The 16,623-nt window shown below is 71.6% G+C and carries 11 protein-coding genes; 2 read left to right on the forward strand and 9 right to left on the reverse strand.

Annotated elements, in window-relative coordinates:
• The first annotated feature begins 96 nt into the window (after positions 1-96).
• Both WME83_RS36165 and WME83_RS36170 read left to right on the forward strand, forming a co-directional pair.
• Positions 97-2,118 carry an OmpA family protein gene (locus WME83_RS36165; protein WP_437314259.1) on the forward strand — a complete coding sequence of 674 codons (2,022 nt, stop codon included), beginning with the start codon at positions 97-99 and terminating at the stop codon, positions 2,116-2,118.
• The gene (locus WME83_RS36170) at positions 2,115-3,038 is read left to right on the forward strand and encodes a PPC domain-containing DNA-binding protein (protein ID WP_437314260.1); all 924 of its coding nucleotides are present in this window, start codon (positions 2,115-2,117) and stop codon (positions 3,036-3,038) included. The genes WME83_RS36165 and WME83_RS36170 overlap by 4 nt, the downstream gene beginning before the upstream one ends.
• Before the next feature lie 60 nt (positions 3,039-3,098).
• Here WME83_RS36170 and WME83_RS36175 read toward each other — a convergent pair whose 3' ends face one another.
• The 9 genes from WME83_RS36175 to WME83_RS36215 all read right to left on the reverse strand — a co-directional run bounded on the left by WME83_RS36175 (position 3,099) and on the right by WME83_RS36215 (position 16,623).
• Positions 3,099-3,692: a polysaccharide biosynthesis/export family protein gene (locus tag WME83_RS36175; protein ID WP_061621867.1), complete on the reverse strand. Its 594-nt coding sequence runs from the start codon at positions 3,690-3,692 to the stop codon at positions 3,099-3,101.
• Positions 3,692-5,086 (reverse strand): hypothetical protein, encoded by a 1,395-nt coding sequence (locus tag WME83_RS36180; RefSeq protein WP_437314261.1) that lies wholly within the window; start codon positions 5,084-5,086, stop codon positions 3,692-3,694. The genes WME83_RS36175 and WME83_RS36180 overlap by 1 nt, the downstream gene beginning before the upstream one ends.
• Before the next feature lie 38 nt (positions 5,087-5,124).
• A complete protein-coding gene (locus WME83_RS36185; protein ID WP_020738962.1) occupies positions 5,125-5,700 on the reverse strand; it encodes a hypothetical protein in 576 nt (191 codons plus the stop codon).
• Between the two features lie 211 nt (positions 5,701-5,911).
• A complete protein-coding gene (locus WME83_RS36190; RefSeq protein WP_437314262.1) occupies positions 5,912-7,360 on the reverse strand; it encodes an AgmX/PglI C-terminal domain-containing protein in 1,449 nt (482 codons plus the stop codon).
• Between the two features lie 190 nt (positions 7,361-7,550).
• Positions 7,551-8,141, reverse strand: a complete 591-nt coding sequence (locus WME83_RS36195) for a hypothetical protein (RefSeq protein WP_437314263.1) — start codon at positions 8,139-8,141, stop codon at positions 7,551-7,553.
• 61 nt (positions 8,142-8,202) lie between these two features.
• On the reverse strand, positions 8,203-8,451 hold the full coding sequence (locus WME83_RS36200; protein WP_020738965.1) for a hypothetical protein: 249 nt from the start codon (positions 8,449-8,451) through the stop codon (positions 8,203-8,205).
• A 14-nt stretch (positions 8,452-8,465) separates the two neighbouring features.
• Positions 8,466-9,821 (reverse strand): tetratricopeptide repeat protein, encoded by a 1,356-nt coding sequence (locus WME83_RS36205; protein WP_437314264.1) that lies wholly within the window; start codon positions 9,819-9,821, stop codon positions 8,466-8,468.
• Complete coding sequence (locus tag WME83_RS36210) at positions 9,818-14,218, reverse strand: tetratricopeptide repeat protein (RefSeq protein ID WP_437314265.1); 4,401 nt, start codon at positions 14,216-14,218, stop codon at positions 9,818-9,820. Before WME83_RS36210 ends, WME83_RS36205 begins: the two co-directional genes overlap by 4 nt.
• On the reverse strand, positions 14,215-16,623 hold the full coding sequence (locus WME83_RS36215) for a tetratricopeptide repeat protein (RefSeq protein WP_437314266.1): 2,409 nt from the start codon (positions 16,621-16,623) through the stop codon (positions 14,215-14,217). The genes WME83_RS36210 and WME83_RS36215 overlap by 4 nt, the downstream gene beginning before the upstream one ends.

The raw sequence follows: 16,623 nt of genomic DNA on the forward strand, positions 1-16,623 counted from the left end.
GCGCAGCGCGCCGCCGGAGCGTCGGGTGCCCCCGGATCGCGCTGAGACGATTGCTGTTTTGACTCTCACCCCGGCAGTAGTAGAGGGTCGGGCGCGATGCGCGCCAACTGGAGGGTGCCGGCACGATCAAGCCTCCCGCTGCTGGTGGCCTCCGGCTTTTTCATGGCGGCGCTCCTTCCGGGGCCGGCGCGCGCGGACGAGTGCGCGCCGGCGCACGGGCTGTCGACCTGCATCGACGCCGACAACCTCTGGCCCCACGCGGGCGGCGGCCCCTTCTTCGCCGTGGGGAGCACGGGGACGGCGCCGAGCGCGAAGGCCTCGTTCGGCCTCGTGGCGAGCTACCTGTCGCGGCCGGCGGGCCTGCGCGTCGCCTCGCCCGACCCCGGCGGGACGGTCGTCCACGTGCTCGACAACATCATCGACGCGACCTTCGTGTGGTCGCTCGGGCTCACCGATCGCCTCGAGGTCACGGCCGCCGCGCCCGTCACGCTGTACCAGGACGGCGCGGGCTTCGCCGACGTCCTCGGCACCGACGCGGTGCTGCACCGCAGCGTGATGCGCGACGCGCGCCTCGGCGCGGCGTTCGCGATCGTGCCGCCGCCCCGGAGCGGCCCGCTCGACGGCTTCTCGCTCGCAGCGCGCCTCGAGCTCGGCCTGCCCACCGGCGACAAGGCCGCGTTCGCCAGCGCCGGGACGGTCACGCTCGCGCCGACCGCCGCCGCGGCGTACCAGCTCGGCGACCTCCGCGTCGCGGCCGAGGTCGGGGCCCGGATCCGCGGCTCGAGCGCGGTGTACGACGTCGAGATCGGCTCGCAGCTCCTCGGCGCCCTCGGCGCTGCGGTCGACGTGCTCCCGGGCCGCTGGCTCACGGCGTCGGCAGAGGCGTTCGCCCTCTACACGCTCGCCGAGCAGCCCGCCCGCGACGCGGCGCTGGTGCCGGCGGAGTGGATCCTCTCGGCGACGAGCGCTCCGTTCCTCGCCGGCGACGTCTCGCTGTCCGCCGGCGGCGGGGGCGCCATCCCGCTCTCCGCCGAGGGCACGCTCACCGCGCCCCGCTTCCGGTTCAACCTGGGGCTGCGCTATGCGCCGATGGGGCGCGACGCGGACGCCGACGGCGTCCTGGATCGCGACGACGCGTGCCCGGCCGTCGCGGAGGATCGCGACGGCTTCCAGGACGCCGACGGCTGCCCCGACCCGGACAACGACGGCGATCGGATCCCCGACGGCCGCGATCGGTGCCGGGACGAGGCCGAGACGATCGACGGCTTCCAGGACGGCGACGGCTGCCCCGACGCCGACGACGACGGCGACGGCGTCCCGGACGACGCCGACGCCTGCCGGAACGCCGCCGAGGACCGCGACGGCTTCCAGGACAGCGACGGCTGCCCCGATCCCGACAACGACGGCGACGGGAACCCGGACCCGCGCGACACGTGCCCGAACGGCGCAGAGGACGTCGACGGCTTCAAGGACGACGACGGCTGCCCCGACCCGGACAACGACATCGATCAGGTCCCTGACGCCGACGACCGGTGCCCGGACGCGCCCGAGGATCGCGACGGTTTCCAGGACGACGACGGCTGCCCCGAACCCGACAACGACGAGGACGGCGTGGCCGACGCGGCCGACGCGTGCCCCGTGACGGCCGAGACGATCGACGGCGCGAACGACGCCGACGGCTGCCCCGAGCCGGCGGGTAGGTCGCTGCCGCGGTGGTCGGGCGATCGGATCCACCTCGACGGCCTGGCCCGCTTCCCGGCGGGCAGCGCGCGGGTACCGCCGGCCCTGGCGGCGCAGCTCGGCATGATCGCCCAGCTCATGCGCGGGCGCCTGCCCCTCGACGTCGTCATCGTGGAGGCCTACCCCGATCGCCAGGGCGATTCGTCGGCGCGCGCGATCGAGCTCGCCGGCGCGCGCGCGAGCGCCGTCAAGGAGCTCCTCGCCAGCGCAGGGATCCCGGCGGACCGGATCACGGCCGCCGCTGGCGACACATCAGCCATGCGCGCGAAAGACGCGCCGCAGATCGAGGTGACGGCGACCCGCGCCCGGCGCTCGGAAGAAGCCCGCCGTGCTCCGGGTGCAGCCTCCTCGACGACCGGAGAGAAGAAACTGAGATGAATGTCCTCGAGGCACGCCGTGCCCGTCATTTGATCATCCGCCTCGATCGGGGCGAGGAGCTCCCAGCGGCGCTCGTGCGCGCCCTTGACGAGGCCGAGGCGCGCGCCGGCTGGATCGAGGGGATCGGCTCGCTCGAGAAGGCGGAGATCGCGCTGTTCGATCAAGCTTCCCGCGCCTACGGGAAGACGCGCGTCCTCGAGGGGCCCTGCGACGTGGTGGCGCTCTCCGGGAGCGTCGCGCTCCAGCAGGGCGAGACCTCGCTGCGCCTGTCGGCCACGCTCGCCCGCGAGTCTGGCGTCGGTCTCCAGCTCGCCGCCGGCGAGCTCGTCTGGGCTCGGGTTTACGGGCTCGAGCTCCGCGTCACGGCGTTCGACGATCTGCCCCTCGCGCGGGCGTTCGACGATCGAACGGGCCTCATGCAGCTCGTGGCCCAGTCGACCGCCATCCCGGCGATCTCGAGCGAGACGCCCCGGCTGGCGCCTCCGGCGCAGCCCGCCGAGCCGGCGCGCGCGGCGCCTCCGGCGCAGGCCGCCGAGCCGGCGCGCGCGGCGCCTCCGGCGCAGGCCGCCGAGCCGCCCCGCGCGCCGGCCGCCGAGCCGCCCCGCGGGGCGCCGCCGGTCACCGCTCCAGAGCCCGCCCGCCCGGCGGCCTCGGTCGTGGAGCCCGCGGCCGTGCCGCTGCCGCAGCGCCCGGTCCGGCCTCGCCAGGAGGAGGAGATCTATCCGGAAGTGGGCGACAGCGTGACCCACTTCCACTTCGGCGAGTGCACCGTGATCAGCTCCGACGGCGAGCGGATCCGCCTCCGCCAGGAGCGCGACGGCCGCGTGCGCGAGGTCTCGCTGACGATGCTCCGCATCGAGCCTCCCACCGTGGATCCCGCGACGGGCAGGAAGCACTTCCGCCTCGCGCGAAAGAACTGAGCGCGCCGCGCGCTACGTCGCGCTGCGTCGATCGAGCGGCGGCGGACGGCGCGCCGTCGCTCAGAAGACGCGCTGGGCGACGTTGATCGAGTCCCCTGCCTGGAGGGGCACGTCGGGGATCTTGTTGTCGATGATGTCCTCGACCGAGACGGTGGCGAACACGGTCTTGCCCTGGGACTTCCTGCGGATCGTGACCCGATCCTTGTCCGCGATGCTGTTGAACCCGCCCGCCATCGAGATGGCGCGGAGCAGCGTCATGCCAGGCTGGAGCGGCAGGGATCCGGGCTTCTGCACCTCGCCGAGCACCTCGACCCGCTTCGAGTTGTACTCCTTGATGCTCACGCTCACGCTGGGGTCGGTGAGGACCTGCCCCTCCATGAGCTTCGCGCGGACGAGCTCTGCCACCTCCTGAGGCTCGAGGCCCGCCACCTTGAGCCGCTTCACGTAGGGGAAGTCGACGGTGCCGTCCGGCGCGACGGTGAACGTCGTGGGCAGCTTGTCTTCCCCGACGACGCGGAGCTCGAACACGTCCCCGACACCGATCGTCGTCGCCTCCACCGGAGGCGGCAGGTTCACCGGCCCGGGCTGGCGCGACGAGCAGGCGGCGATCACCAGCGCGAGGAAGGCGGCGGCCCACCGACCCGAGCGTCGCATCACATGAACCAGCGCACGCCCAGATAGGCTTCGAACTGCTGCCATCCGAGATGGTTCTGAATGTTGGACTCGTCGAGGATCGTCAGCGCGGTGCTGCTGATGTTGTTGCCATACCGCAGCGTGGTGTTGATCCCCAGAGAGTCCGCGAACCGGTACTCGCCAAACAGAGAGGCATCGATGCGGACGTCCGTCCACGGCTCCTCGGCTGCGACGAGGCGCCTGTCATCCGCCGGGATCCCGGGGAACACGTGGGCAGCCACGCCGCCGTCGAGGATGAGCAGGAACCGTCCGCCGAAGAAATAGGTCAGCTTGAGGTATCCGCGGTCGCGCTCGAAATAGCTCGCGAGGAAGCTGTCGTGGAAGTCGCGCGTGAAGCCGGCCGAGAGCGACGAGAGCGCGAGCGTCGCCGCCGCAGGGTCGGCCGACGGATTCGGGGTCAGGAACCACTTCAGCTCGAGCTGGCCGATGACGCTGTCGAAGTCGTGCACGACGTCGCCGTCGTTGGTCGGCGTGTAGAAGCTCGCGCCCCAGCCGGCCATCGCGAGGAGGCCGAACGACGATGTCACGAGGCCGTTGATCCCGAGCTGCGCGCGCAGCGGGTGAGAGGAGAGCTGGGCGCCCGGATTCGGGTAATCGACGAACCCGAGCGACGCGTCGTAGATGAGCGCGGTGCGCGGCAAGAAGCGCCAGCGCCCCCGCGTCCGGACGATGTGCTGCATGTTCGTCAGGCTGTTGTACTCGTCGAGCTCGAAGAACGTGCCCGCGAAGCGATAGCCAAGCCGCCAATCGAGCAGCCCGCCGCCCGGCGTCCACACGAGCTCGGCTCCCGCGCCCGCGTGGACGCGCCGGAAGCTCTGGTTGGAGATCCCGATGTCCGAGGGAGCGATGGTCCGGCCGAGCGACGCGTCGAGGACCGCGGACCACGGGCGCTGGGGCAGGATCGTCAGGTTGGCGTCGAGCGAGCCGCCGATGTTCCGCTGCTGGCCGAGCCGCTCCTGCCCGCGCTCCGGCCCGGAGACCGGGAAGAAGTCATCGTAGGTGGCGGCGAGGCCGGCGCGGAACTCGACGTCCGGCGGCGGCGCGTCGGGCGTCACCTCGTGGCGCTGCTGGCTGAGCGTCGAGAGCGAGAAGGAAGGCGTGATCCGGAGCCGCATCGAGCCGACAGGCCCGATGTCGTCCACGCTGGCCACGTCTTCTTCGTCCCTGCGAAAGAAGTTGGAGTCGTACCCGAACTCCGCGGCGATCCCCGGGTGCAGCTCGAGATCGCCGGCGCGAATCCCGATGCCCTCGGTGTAGCGACGATCCTTGAGCCAGGGCTGATCCTGCGCAAGGGCGAACGCCGGGGACAGAGTTAGTGTGAATACGGCAGCGACTATGGTGTCACGAGGTTTCATCGCCTATTGGGCAGTGGCAATCCGAGAGAGGCGGTCGCCTACCGAAAACAGCTACTGCACGCAGGCGGCTCGATGATGATCTGGCTGACGGGATACTCGGAAGGATCCTCCTTGGGGAGGTTCTCATCGATATCAACCTTGACGGCGCTCTCGCCGATATAGCCCGCTTCCTGGCCGATGCATTGGTTGGCCTCGGCCGTCAGCTGCTCGGAGCGCTGGCGCAGGACCGTCAGGATCGTGAACTCGTGATTGGAGAGATCGGCGTCTCGCCGATTCACGGCGAGCTCCAGGCCCTGCCGCCGCTCGCGGGCGGAGCGGATGGCGACGTCGATCTGATTCAGCTTGTCGTTCAAGCAGAGCGTCTTCACGACGTCTCGCTGCGAACGGGCCGTCTCGAGCTGGCGACGAACGGACGTCCGGGCCCCGTCCATCCGAGCGAGGAAGGTCTCGCTCTGCGCGAGCTGCTCGGCCGGCGAGAGCGTCACCTGCCGCGCGAGGCCCGCGGACGCATCCGGCGGAGGCGCCGTCTGCGCCTGCGCAGCAGCGATGCCGTGGCCGATGACGACCGAGATCAGCGCAACTGCTGCGAAGCCGGGGATCTGTTCACGTTTCATCGAAGCCTCCGGAAGTCAGGCCCGCGGAGTATAAGTGCGGGCAGACGTGGTTGTCAAAACGCAATGAACATGCCGAACGGCCAGCAGCGCGACCTGTCGGGAGGACCCGTACCAGGTTTTTCCCCATTGGATGCGCGACGGTATCGCGCCATTCACCTTCAGGCGAAGGGAGAGGATTGCGTCTTGTCCACGGCCCTGGGTGGCGTCGGGCCTATTGGCTCACGAAGGTGACAGGAATCACAACGGTCGCGCCGCCGCCCTCGGGCGGAGCGAACTGCGCGCTCTGGACGCGCGCGACCACGCAGGAGACCACGGTCCCGGACAGGCCGGAGCCGCCGGAGGGGCTCGCCGAGAGCACCTCGCCGTTCGGTCCGATCTTCGCGGTGATCCGGACCGACCCCTTCATGCTCGGGTCCTCCTGCAGCCCTTTATTGTAACAACGACGGAATCCTGCGGTCATCCCGGCCACGACGGAGGGCGCATTCGAGACGCTCCCGCCGGAGACCGCGGCGCCGCCCACCGTGGCGTTGCCGACCGGTCCCTTGACCTGCTGCGCCGAACCGGCGGTCGCCGGCCCGCTGGTCCCGGTGTTGCCGATGGTCGCGAGGCCGCCGCCGCCGGCGGCGCCAGGTCGCACGGTGCCCCCACCGGCGCCCCCCATGTTCAATCCCGCCACACCCCCCTTGCCGACGCCCGACCCGGAGGCGGCCGCGTTCTCGAGGAGGCCCGTCGGCACGTCGCCGGAGCTCAGGACGCTGGCTGTCGCGTTCCCGCTCGAATTGAGCGCGCCCAGCATCTGCATGTCGAGCTGCGCGAGCTCGTTGGTGAGCGCCGAGGCGCGGGCGTCGCTCATCCCGCCGGAGCCCTTCCCCGCGCTGGCAGCCGCGCCCTTGTTCCCGCCGCCGCTCGCGGCCTTGGGCGCCTCGGCGGTGGGCGCCGCCGTCGCGGCCGGCGCCTCGGCGTTCTCCTTCGGCTGCTCCACCACCGGCGGCGGGGGCAGCTGCTTCACGGACTCGAGCAGCGCCGCGACGTCGACCTCATCGTCGACGACCGGATCCATCCAGTCGGAATAGATCGACCCGACGGCGCCGAAATGGAACAGGAACGAGAACGCCGCGATGATCGTGGTCGTCCAGTCGATGTCGTTCGCGATCCCCGACTTCACCGAGACGGGCAGCTGCGGCTTGGGCTGCACCGGCGGCGGCGCGACGAACTGGAACAGGAACGTCGTCTCCCCCACGACGATCTTGCCGCGCGCCTCCTCGCTCAGCTGGACCTGATAGGCCTGGGCATTGCCCACGGCCACGCGCTTGGCCGACGACTTGAGCGCGGAGAGCTCCGAGACGCCGGCCTTGAAGGCGACCCGGCCGGTCATCCCGTCCAGGAAATTGAGGAAGTACTCGCCGCCCACGAGCTCGAACAGCCGAAAGCTCGGCGGGATGCTCTTGCTCGGGATGACGAACATGCTCTTTTCGCTGGGCCCGATGGTGACGTGGGTGCGCTGCTTGATGACACGCTCCTCGATCACCTTCCCCCCCTGGACCAGGCCGATCCTGAGGACCTTCGGGCCGGTCACCGGTGCGACCGCCCGCATGACCGCGGTCATCTGCCCGGGCTGGCCGGGGCGCGACGGGGTGGGGTGCGGGTGCTGCTGGGTCATTCCAAAGGACTCCGGGAGAGAGGGGACGACGCAGGGGCCGACGCCGGTCGCGCGCGGCAGGCGGAGCCGCGCCCCAGGGCCCGGCGGGCCCCGGGCCTGGATCCGCGGAAGGAGCGCTGCGCAGCGGAGGGCACCACAGCCCGCGAGGGTACACGGACAGCTGGGGGCGGTCCAGGAGAGCGCGCCGCGCTCAGGGGGACGCGCGGCGCGATCGTCGCGGTGATGCGCTCGGCGCGCGCGCAGCTCCGGCACCGCCGTCGAGCGGGCCCAGTGCGACGCCGACGAGCGCGTCGACGGCCTCGCGCGTCCGCGAGGCGGCGGCGCGGCCGGCGCGCCCGGCCGCCGCGGACGCGAGCGCGCCGGCCGCACCCGCGACCAGGACGAGCGCGATGGCCGAAGGCCCGGCCTGCGCGAGGAACGAGAGCGTGGCGAGGAGCAGCGCGGCGAGCGCCGAGAGGCGCGCCGCCGCGCGCGGCCACCCCGCGCGCGCGTCGAGCCGCTGCTCGAGCTCGGCGAGGAGGTCGTTCGCCGCCGCGACCTTCGCGCGCGGGTCCGCGGCGGACATGACCTCGAGCGCGAGCCGGCGCTCCCAGCTCTCCGGCGGCGACCGCCTCGCCAGCTCGGAGAGCCGCGCCTCGGCGGGCAGCGCGCGGAGCGAGCGCGCGAGCGCCGTCAGGTCGCCGCCCGTCGCGCGCGCGACCTGCGTCGGGTGCTTCCACGAGATCGCGGCGCAGGCGCCGCTCGCCGCGATCGACAGCGCGATGAAGAGCGCGGCGGACACGCCGCCGCCTAGCGCCCGCGGCGCGCGCCCGGAAATCCGGCGAGATCTCCGGTCCGAGGCACTAGAACGGCTCCTTGAAGATCGCCTGCTCGATGCGATCCAGGAAGGGCTGGCGCAGCTCGGCGAGCGTGAGCTTCGGCTGGATCCGGCTGACGTCGACGGCCGCGATGGGCTTCTGGATGCGGCCGGTGATCGTCACCTCGGCGAGCGTGATGACCCCGCGCTGCTTGCCCTTCTCCTGCGCGCTCGCGCGCTCGCCGTGGCAGAGGATCGCGAGCAGGACCGAACCCAGCGCAAGTGCCTTGTACATGCTCATGGTCTCCCTCACGTGTCGGTCGCGGCGTCGGCGACGCCCCCGTCCGCCTGGGCCGCAGGCGGCGCCGCGGGCTGCGCCGCGGCTGCAGCCGCGTTGAGCTCGCCTTCCTTGAGCTTGGCGCGGTTCAGGAGCTCCTCCGAGTCGTCGCGCTGGCCCTTGTTGCGCAGCTCCTGGAACCGCGTGAGCGATTTGATCGCCTCCGCCACCTGCTGCTTGGGCGTCATGCCGGGGACGCTCGGGGCGAACAGGTACAGCAGGCCGAGGTCGTAGTGGACCTGGGGCAGGTTCGGGTTCCGGGCGAGCACCCAGTCGAACTCGCGCTTCGCGTCGGCGTAGCGCTCGAGCAGGCGGTAGGCATCCCCGAGGTTCAGGTGCGCGGCCACGTGCTCGGCGTCGAAGCGGACGGCGCCCTCGAGGAGGGGCAGCGCCTCCTGGGCGTTGCCCGCCTCGAGCAGGTAGGTCGCGAGCTGCACCCGCGCCTCGACGAGATCGGGGCGGCGCGTCACCGCCTTGCGGAACTCCTCCAGCGCCGCGGCGCGCTGCCCCTGCTCCCGGTAGATCAGGCCGCGGAGCAGTAGCGCCTCGGCGTTGTCCCTGTCGCGCGGCGGGTTCTCGCTGACCGGCTCGAACCCGTCGAGGATCGCCTGGAGCGCGTACAGCGCGAGGTCGAGGCGCCGGTTCCTGTAGTGATCGCGGGCGATGATGACCATCGCCGGCCGGTAGTCCGGGTTGATCTTCAGCGCCTCCTGCGCGAGCCGCTGGGCCGAGCCGGTGTCCTTCTGGAGCGACTTGATCTCCGCGAGCGTCGCCGCGACGGCCGCCGACTTCGGCATCTGGCCGCGCCTCTCGTTGAGGAGCCGCTCCGCCTCGCCGAGCTGGCCCTTCCGCGCGAGGAGCATCGCGTACGCGACGATCGCCGGCTCGTAGTCGGGCACGAGCGTGAACGCCTGGCGGTAGCTCGCGCCGGCGCCCTCGTCGCGGAGCCGCTCCTGCACCACGCCGAGCGAGTAGAAGGCCTGGTGGGCGCGCGGATCGGCCTGCGTCGCCTGCGTGAACTGCGCCTTCGCGCTCGCGAGGTCGCCGCTCGCGAACGCCTGCAGGCCGCCCTGGTAGATGGCCGCCGCGCGGGCGTTCATGGCCGCCGGCGCCCCCGGGGCAGGCTGGTCGTACGGCCGCATCGAGCTCGGCGCGTCGTTCATGCCGTACGGCGCCTGGACGGGCGGGGCCGCGCCAGCGGGGCCGGTCACGGGGCGGGTGGGCGCCTTGGGCGGCGGCGTCGCCTCCTCGCCGCAGGACGCGAGGGCGAACGGCGACACGACCGCGAGCAGGCTGACGAAGAGGGTGACGGAGAGGCGGCGCTTCATGGCACGACCGGCAGGGGCAGGGGGAGGCCGTCGGGGGCGAGCGGCGGGGTCATGCCGGGCCGCGTCCGGAGGAAGATGCCATCCTTGTACTCGAACGGACGCTTCGTCTCGGGATCGATGATCCCCTGGCTCCACTCGCGGAGCTTGGCGTCGCCGAGGATGTCGGTGAAGAACGCGAGCCGCTGGATCGCGTAGTCCACCGCCGGGTTCCGCACCTTCCACGCCTTCGCCCAGACGACGGACTCGACGTAGAACTTCACCATCGCCTTGTCGGCGTCGTTGAGGAGCCGCTCGCGCGCCGCGCGCCACTGCTCGCGCCGGTTCTGCCGGAGCGCGTCGGCCGTCTCCTGGAGATCCTCGCGATCGCTCGTCTCGGCGAGCTTGAGCAGCTTCTCTTCCTTGTCCGTGTAGAGCCGGAGGCCCGGCGGGCGGGCGTTGTACAGGCCCGTGCGGCAGGAGTCGTAGAGCGAGCCCTGGCGCGCGCGCGCGGCGACCGACCACGGCCGCGACTCGTACGCGGTGATGACCTCCTGGAGCTCCTTCCAGTACCGATCGTTGGCCTTGGCGATGTCGGCCTCGAAGGCCCGCTTCACCTGATCGATGACCCCCTCGTAGCGGTGGTGCCCCGTGTCGTAGTCGAACTCGGCCTTGATGCGGTCGTCGATGGCCTTGTAGGCGCACTCCGCCGCCATGTCGGCCTGCACCGACCCGAGGGCCTTCTTGTCGCCGGTCGCCGAGCTCCGGAACGACGTGAACGCCGTCATGGTGTTCTTGCACCACTCCCGCGCCTTCGGATCGCCGGCGGCGCCGCGCATCTTGGACGCGTGGTAGGCCGCCTGGACGACATACCCCCTCGCGGCCGGGTTGTTCTTGTTGGCCGTATAATAGGCCTCCATCGACTGCGTGGCCTTGGTGCGCGCGGCGCGGTTCGGGCCCTCGTCGGGCCCCTGCTCGTCCCACGCCTTCAGGTCCGCCGACGCGACGAGGAAGTCGATGTCGGCCTTCTGCTCGGGGGGCGGGTTCAGGCTCATGAAGGTGGCGCGCGAGGCCGCCATCTTGTCGCGCTCACCGATGTTCGCGTAGAGCAGCACCGAGTTCCGGGCCGCGTCCCGGCGCGCCGCCTGCTCGAACCGCGCGTTGCGAGCGATGGTGTCGTAGGTCTCGGCCGCGCTGCGGTAGTTGAAGAAGAGGACGTACGCGGCGGAGAGCGCGTCGTAGGCCTGCTTCAGGTACTTCACCCGCTCGGCGTAGCGCTTCGGATCGGGGTTCTTCGGCGGGTTCGCCTCCGGATCGCCCTTCTCGAGCTTCGCCAGGTTCTCCTCGTTCCCGTACTCCTTGATGAACAGGGAGTACATCGCGATGGCCTGGTCGTAGTCGCCCACCTGCTTGTAGCAGTAAGCGCCGTTCATGGCGGCCTCCGGCGCCTCGTCGCGGGCCGGCGCCTTCTCGAGCGCGACCTTGTAGAGCGCCGCGGCCTCGCGCCAGGCGGCGACGCGCGCCGGGCCGTCCGGCATCTTCTCGGCCTTCTCGAAGGCCCGCGCCGCGTCGAGGTAGTAGCCGCGGGAGATCGTCGGCCGGGCGATGTCGCCCTCCTTCAGCTTCTGCTCCTCGCTGACGGCGCAGCTCCGCGTGAGCGCCGCCTCGGCCAGCTTGCGGCTCTGCTCGACGTTGTTCTCGAGGTTCGACATCGTCGTGAGCCGCTCCCACGCCTTGTAGCCGAACTCCGTCTTGCCGCACTGCGCGTCGTAGATGGGCTCGAGCCGCCGGCGCGCCTCGGCGAACTGGCCGTAGAGGAAGTAGTAGTCCGCCGCCTGGAACGCGTAGAGATCGATGTTCTTCGGGGCGTCGAGCGCGGGAGGCACGCGCTGGATGTACTCGTCCCGCGCGGTGACGGCCGCCTGCACCTCCGGGGGCAGCGGCTCGGCGACGACGCGTTGCTCGTCGCCCTCACCGACGATCTTGACCTTCTCCCGCGGCTCGAGCCCCTCGGCGCCGTTCGTCCGCTGGAAGAGCTTGTGCCGATCCAGGAGCGCCTGGTGGGCGGTGTCGACCACCATGTACGCCGCGGGCTGCAGGTACTTGTCGTCCTCGTTGGAGTCCCGCACGCTGACCGCAGAGCTCCTCGCCAGCTCGACCTCCTGCCGCGTGGGCGAGCGATCCATGGCCACCGTGATCACGACGACCATGTGGTGCGCGTCGGCCAGCCAGTACCGGCTCTCGTACGCGTCCGGGGCGTTCTCGTCCTGGGCCAGGTAGCCGGCCCACCCCTGCGCGGCGAGGCGATACTCGCCGAGCGCCCGCTCGAAGATCGGGTCGCGCGTCTCCTTCTCGTTGATCGTCAGCGCCTGCTGCACGAGGGCGCTGCCCGCGTTCGTGTGATCGGCCGCGGCCCGGCGGAGCCCGCCGCGCACGAGCCGCTCGGCGGTCTGGATCGCCTCGGGGTCGTCCTTGTTGGCCTCGACCCACGGCGTCATCCCGACGTACTGGGCGAGCTTCGTCCGCGCCTCGAGCGCCTTGGCCGAGTTCATCGCCCGCTCGGCCGTCCCCTCGCGCGACTGCGACGTGAGCGTGTCGTAGATGTCCGCGATCTGGTTCTGGATCACGGGCGCGTCGCGGTGCATCGGCCACTTCTGGAGGATGATCTCGCTCACCTCGATCGTGTTCCGATACTGGTTGAGCTCCTTGAACTCCAGCGCGAGCGCCTTGTAGATCTCGACCGTCCACTTCTGATCCTGCGGGATCAGCTTGGGATCCTGGACGCGCTCGATGGCGATCCGCATCTTCTGCTCGGCCATGCGCGGGTCGGTCTCGACGTCGAGGACGTCGTTCCGCGGGATGTACGGCTCCTCCGGCCCCGGGCCGACGAAGTCGAGGTACGTGAGCGAGCCGGCGATGTAGGTGTACGCCTCCGCCCGGAAATCCGCGCCAGGATCGCCCGTGAGCTTCTCCTGCTCGTCGGTGTAGCGGAGCAGCTCGATGAACTGGCGCACCGAGGTCTCGTAGCGCTGCTGCTTGAAGTACGTCCAGGCGAGCTTGTACATCGCGACGCCGTGGACGGGCGGCTTCTTGTACTTGATCGACTGCCGGTACGCCGACTCCGCCCTGTTGTAGTTGAACGGGCCGCCGGCGCGGTCGATCTCGTTGAAGTGGTAGTCGCCGATCTGCCACCAGACCTCGGCGACGTACCGGGGCTCGGCGCCGAGCGCCGTCTTCTGCGGGATCGGCTGGCACTCGTCGGGGTAGGGATCGAGGTAGGCCGTCTCGTCCTCGACGACGGGGGCCTTGCCCCTCGCGGGCCTGCGGGCGGGCTGGGCCCGGCCGCCCGAGCCGATGGGCGTCGGATGACGCGCTTCCCACCCGGTCCAGTAGTCGGCGTCGTGGTCCTGCGGGAGCTTGCCGACGGTGTCGCGCGTCGGGTCCTTCGGATCGGGCGCGACGGGGTACGGGTACTTGTTGTGGCAGACGAGCGAGCGCCACACCTGCTGCGCCTCGGGGAAACGGACCGAGTCGTTCAGCGCGTGGCCGAGGTAGTAATAGATCCCGGCGAGCTCGCGGTACTGCGGGAACTCGTGGATGACGCGCTTGTAGAGCGCGATGGCCGGGAGCAGCGCGACGCTGAGATCCTCGCTCGCGTCGGAGTCGGTGCGCGCGCGCTCTTCATAGAGCGCGGCCAGGCGGAACATCGCGTCGGGCGTGTTCTCGGGGTGAGCGTTCGGGCCGCTGTAGCGCTGGACGAACACCTCGAGCCGGCGGATCGCCTCTTCCCGGGCGTCGCGGAGGCCCTTCCTCTCCGTCTCGATCTCTCGGTCGAGCGACGAGAGGATGCGCCGGCGCCTGTCCTCGTAGTGGTGCTGCACGATGCGGGTGATGGCGCTCCGGTAGTCGCGGGCCGCCTTCTCGTAGGCGGCCGCTTCCTTCTCGAGCGCCGCGAGCGCGGCGAGCTGGGCGGGCGTCGGAGGAGGAGGCGGCGGCGCCTGCTTGCGCCCGACGGACATCGGCGGCGCGAACGGTTGCACCGGCGGCAGGCCCGGCGGCGCAGGGGCGGCTCCGGTCTGCGGAGCCGGCGCCGCGGCTCCAGTCTGCGGAGCCGGCGCCGCGGCTCCCGGCGCGGCCGGCGCCGCGGCCCCCGGCGCGGCCGCGGTCGGCGCGGGCGCAGGCGCGGCGGAGGCCGCCGGCGCGGGCGCGGGCTGGGCGCCCGGCTGGGAGAGCGCGAGGGGCGCGACCGCCAGCACCAGGGCGAGGCTGGCCACGCCGAGCGCGCCGCGCGGGCGACGGCGCCTCGTCCGCACGGCGTCGCCGAGCGGGCCGCGCGCACCCGCCGGTCCGAGGATCTGCGCCCCTCTGCGCGACGCGTCAGAGATCTGCGGCGCGCTCGCGCCGCCCTGCTCCTTGCTCACTTCTCATCCTCCGGATCGCCGCTGTCGTCGAGGACCTCGTTGAGCTCCTCCTTGAGGAGCCGATCCTCACGGGCGCGCTCGACCTGCAGGCTGCGAACACGCGTCATCTGCTCCTCGCGGACCTCCCACGCTTCCTCGGTGATGCCGACGTCGGCGCGCAGGATGATGTTCTTCAGCCGGTCGCGGACGAGGCCGAAGTTCCGCATCGCGACCTCGCCGACGACGAGCCGCGCCTCCCGGTCGAGCGCGTCGAGCTGCACCGAGTAATGCACGACGCTCGCCGTCTCCCGGCTGACGATCTGCCGGAGGCCCGAGGACTTCTGCGCGACCTCACCCTCGATCTCGCGGAGCGCCGCCTCGACCCTCGCGTCCGCCGCGTCGCCGGAGCGGAGCAACGGCGTGATCCGCTGCGCGTACGCCGCGAGATCCGCGCCGCCGGCGCCCGCCGCGGCCAGCTCGACCTCCCGCACCAGGGCGTCGCGGTGGGCCTTGCGCGTCTGCGCGTCCTCGATGAAGCGCTGATCGCCGAAGCCGACCTGGACCCGGCCCGCGCTCACCTGCTTCCGGAGCACGTCCGCCTGCTGGCGGTAGAGCGCGAGGTCGCGCTCGTTCTGCGCGAGCTCGTGCTCGAAGCGGGCGATGCTCGCGGGATCCCGGACCACGCCGGCGTGCGGCCCCTCGCGGAGCAGCCGCCGGAGCCCGTTGATCGTCGCCTGCAGCGAGTCCATCTGCAGCGTCAGCTGCTGGAGGCGCTGCGACTGGGTGTTCCACTGCTTGAGCGCCTGCGCCTCCCGGTCCTGGAAGTCGGCGTCGGTGACGGGCACCCTCGAGAGGCGCTTCTCGAGCGCGCGGCGCCGCGCGCGCGCGCTGCCGATCTCGCCCGAGAGCGGATCGTCCTCCACGTCGTCCATGCCCTGGCCGAGCGCGAGGCGCGCCAGCGCGACCCGGTTGAGCAGCGCGAGCGCCTTCTCCTCGCCGGCCTTGAGCTCCGGGAACGCGCGCACCCGGTTGGGCGAGCTGAGCACGGCGTTCAGCTTCTCGATGAGCTCGTTCGACTGCTTGATCAGCTCGCGGCAGTAGTGGATGTCGTCGATGACCGCGAACGCGGCCGGGCCGTCCTCGGCCTCGCGCGCCCACTGGACCGCGAGCGGCGGGAGCGCGGCGTTCGTGTCGAGCGCCTCGAGCTGCTCCTGGCTCAGCTTGTCGTAGTAGACCGCGGGATCGCTCGTCGAGCCGAGGAAGGCGTCCACGCGCGCGCGCATCGGGTCGTAGGTGGCGCGCACCCCCTCGTACACCTTCAGCGCCTTCTCGAACCGGCCGGCGCGCAGCATCAGGTCGCCGCGGAGCAGCGAGCCGTCGGCGATGTTCTGGCTGTCCGGCTCGGCGATGGCGAGGATCTCGAGCGAGCGCTGGGCGCGATCCACGTCGCCCAGGCGGACGTACACCCAGGCGAGCTCGTAGAGCATGGCCCCGAACTCGGGCGAGACGCGATCGATGTGGCCGTACGCTTGCACGGCCTGCGCCCACTGGTCGGCCTCGTAGAAGAGCCGCCCGATCGCGAGCCACGCGAGGTCGATGACGCGCTGGTGCTCAGGGGTGTCGGCCGGCAGCTGCGTCACCTTCTGGAACAGGTCGATCGCGGCGACGTAGCGGGTCTTGGGCACCGCCGGGGGCGCGTCGCCCTCCTTGAGCGGCTCCGGCGGGGGCGTCGCCTCCTTCACCGCGATCAGGCCGAGCAGGTACCTCGCCTGGTGGAGGTACTCGCTCCGCGGGTCGACCGCGCCGAGCGCCGCCTTCGCGCCGGCGAAGTCCCTCTTCACGTAGAGGCCCTTGCCGCGCGCGTACGAGAGGGCGCTCCCCGCCGCGGAGGACGGGACGTTGTTCATCGAGGCGAAGACGGCGTCGAGGGCGTCGTAGTCCTTGATCCGGAGGCAGATGTCCACGAGCCGGCCGAGCGCCTTCTCCTGGTAGGCGGCGAAGCGCGGCTCGGCGCCGCTCGCGACGATCCGCTGGAACACCCGGCGGGCCGAGAGGTACTGCTTCGACCGGAAGTACGTCTCGCCGAGCAGGTTGAGCGCGTCCGGGAAGGCCGTCGGGTGGTCCGGGTACTTCTCGATCACCTGGTTCAGCACGTTGGCCGCGCGCTCGTAGTCCTTGGACCCCATCAGCAGGACGGCGTCCGCGATGCGCTGCTCCGGGGTGCGCTGCTCGCCGCGGGACTTCTGGATCGCCGCCTGGATGGCGCCCAGCCCGGACGAGACGCTGCTGATCTGCTGCGAGGCGCTCGTGTAGGCGCGCTCGGAGTCCAGGGCCCACGCGTCGGCAGGGGCCGCGGTCGTGGCCGCGCCGAGCAGGAGCAGGCCGAGCAAGGCAGGGGTAACCCGCGATCCGGAGTCCCAGGTCAT

It is taken from the genome of Sorangium sp. So ce385 (assembly GCF_051474135.1).
GTDB classification, from domain to species: Bacteria; Myxococcota_A; Polyangia; order Polyangiales; family Polyangiaceae; genus Sorangium; species Sorangium cellulosum_D.

Excerpts from the sequence above, each read along its gene's own strand:
- WME83_RS36165 (WP_437314259.1), top strand. The coding sequence starts at position 97 with ATGCGCGCCAACTGGAGGGTGCCGGCACGATCAAGCCTCCCGCTGCTG.
- WME83_RS36170 (WP_437314260.1), top strand. The coding sequence starts at position 2,115 with ATGAATGTCCTCGAGGCACGCCGTGCCCGTCATTTGATCATCCGCCTC.
- WME83_RS36175 (WP_061621867.1), bottom strand. The coding sequence starts at position 3,692 with ATGCGACGCTCGGGTCGGTGGGCCGCCGCCTTCCTCGCGCTGGTGATC.
- WME83_RS36180 (WP_437314261.1), bottom strand. The coding sequence starts at position 5,086 with ATGAAACCTCGTGACACCATAGTCGCTGCCGTATTCACACTAACTCTG.
- WME83_RS36185 (WP_020738962.1), bottom strand. The coding sequence starts at position 5,700 with ATGAAACGTGAACAGATCCCCGGCTTCGCAGCAGTTGCGCTGATCTCG.
- WME83_RS36190 (WP_437314262.1), bottom strand. The coding sequence starts at position 7,360 with ATGACCCAGCAGCACCCGCACCCCACCCCGTCGCGCCCCGGCCAGCCC.
- WME83_RS36200 (WP_020738965.1), bottom strand. The coding sequence starts at position 8,451 with ATGTACAAGGCACTTGCGCTGGGTTCGGTCCTGCTCGCGATCCTCTGC.
- WME83_RS36205 (WP_437314264.1), bottom strand. The coding sequence starts at position 9,821 with ATGAAGCGCCGCCTCTCCGTCACCCTCTTCGTCAGCCTGCTCGCGGTC.
- WME83_RS36215 (WP_437314266.1), bottom strand. The coding sequence starts at position 16,623 with ATGACCTGGGACTCCGGATCGCGGGTTACCCCTGCCTTGCTCGGCCTG.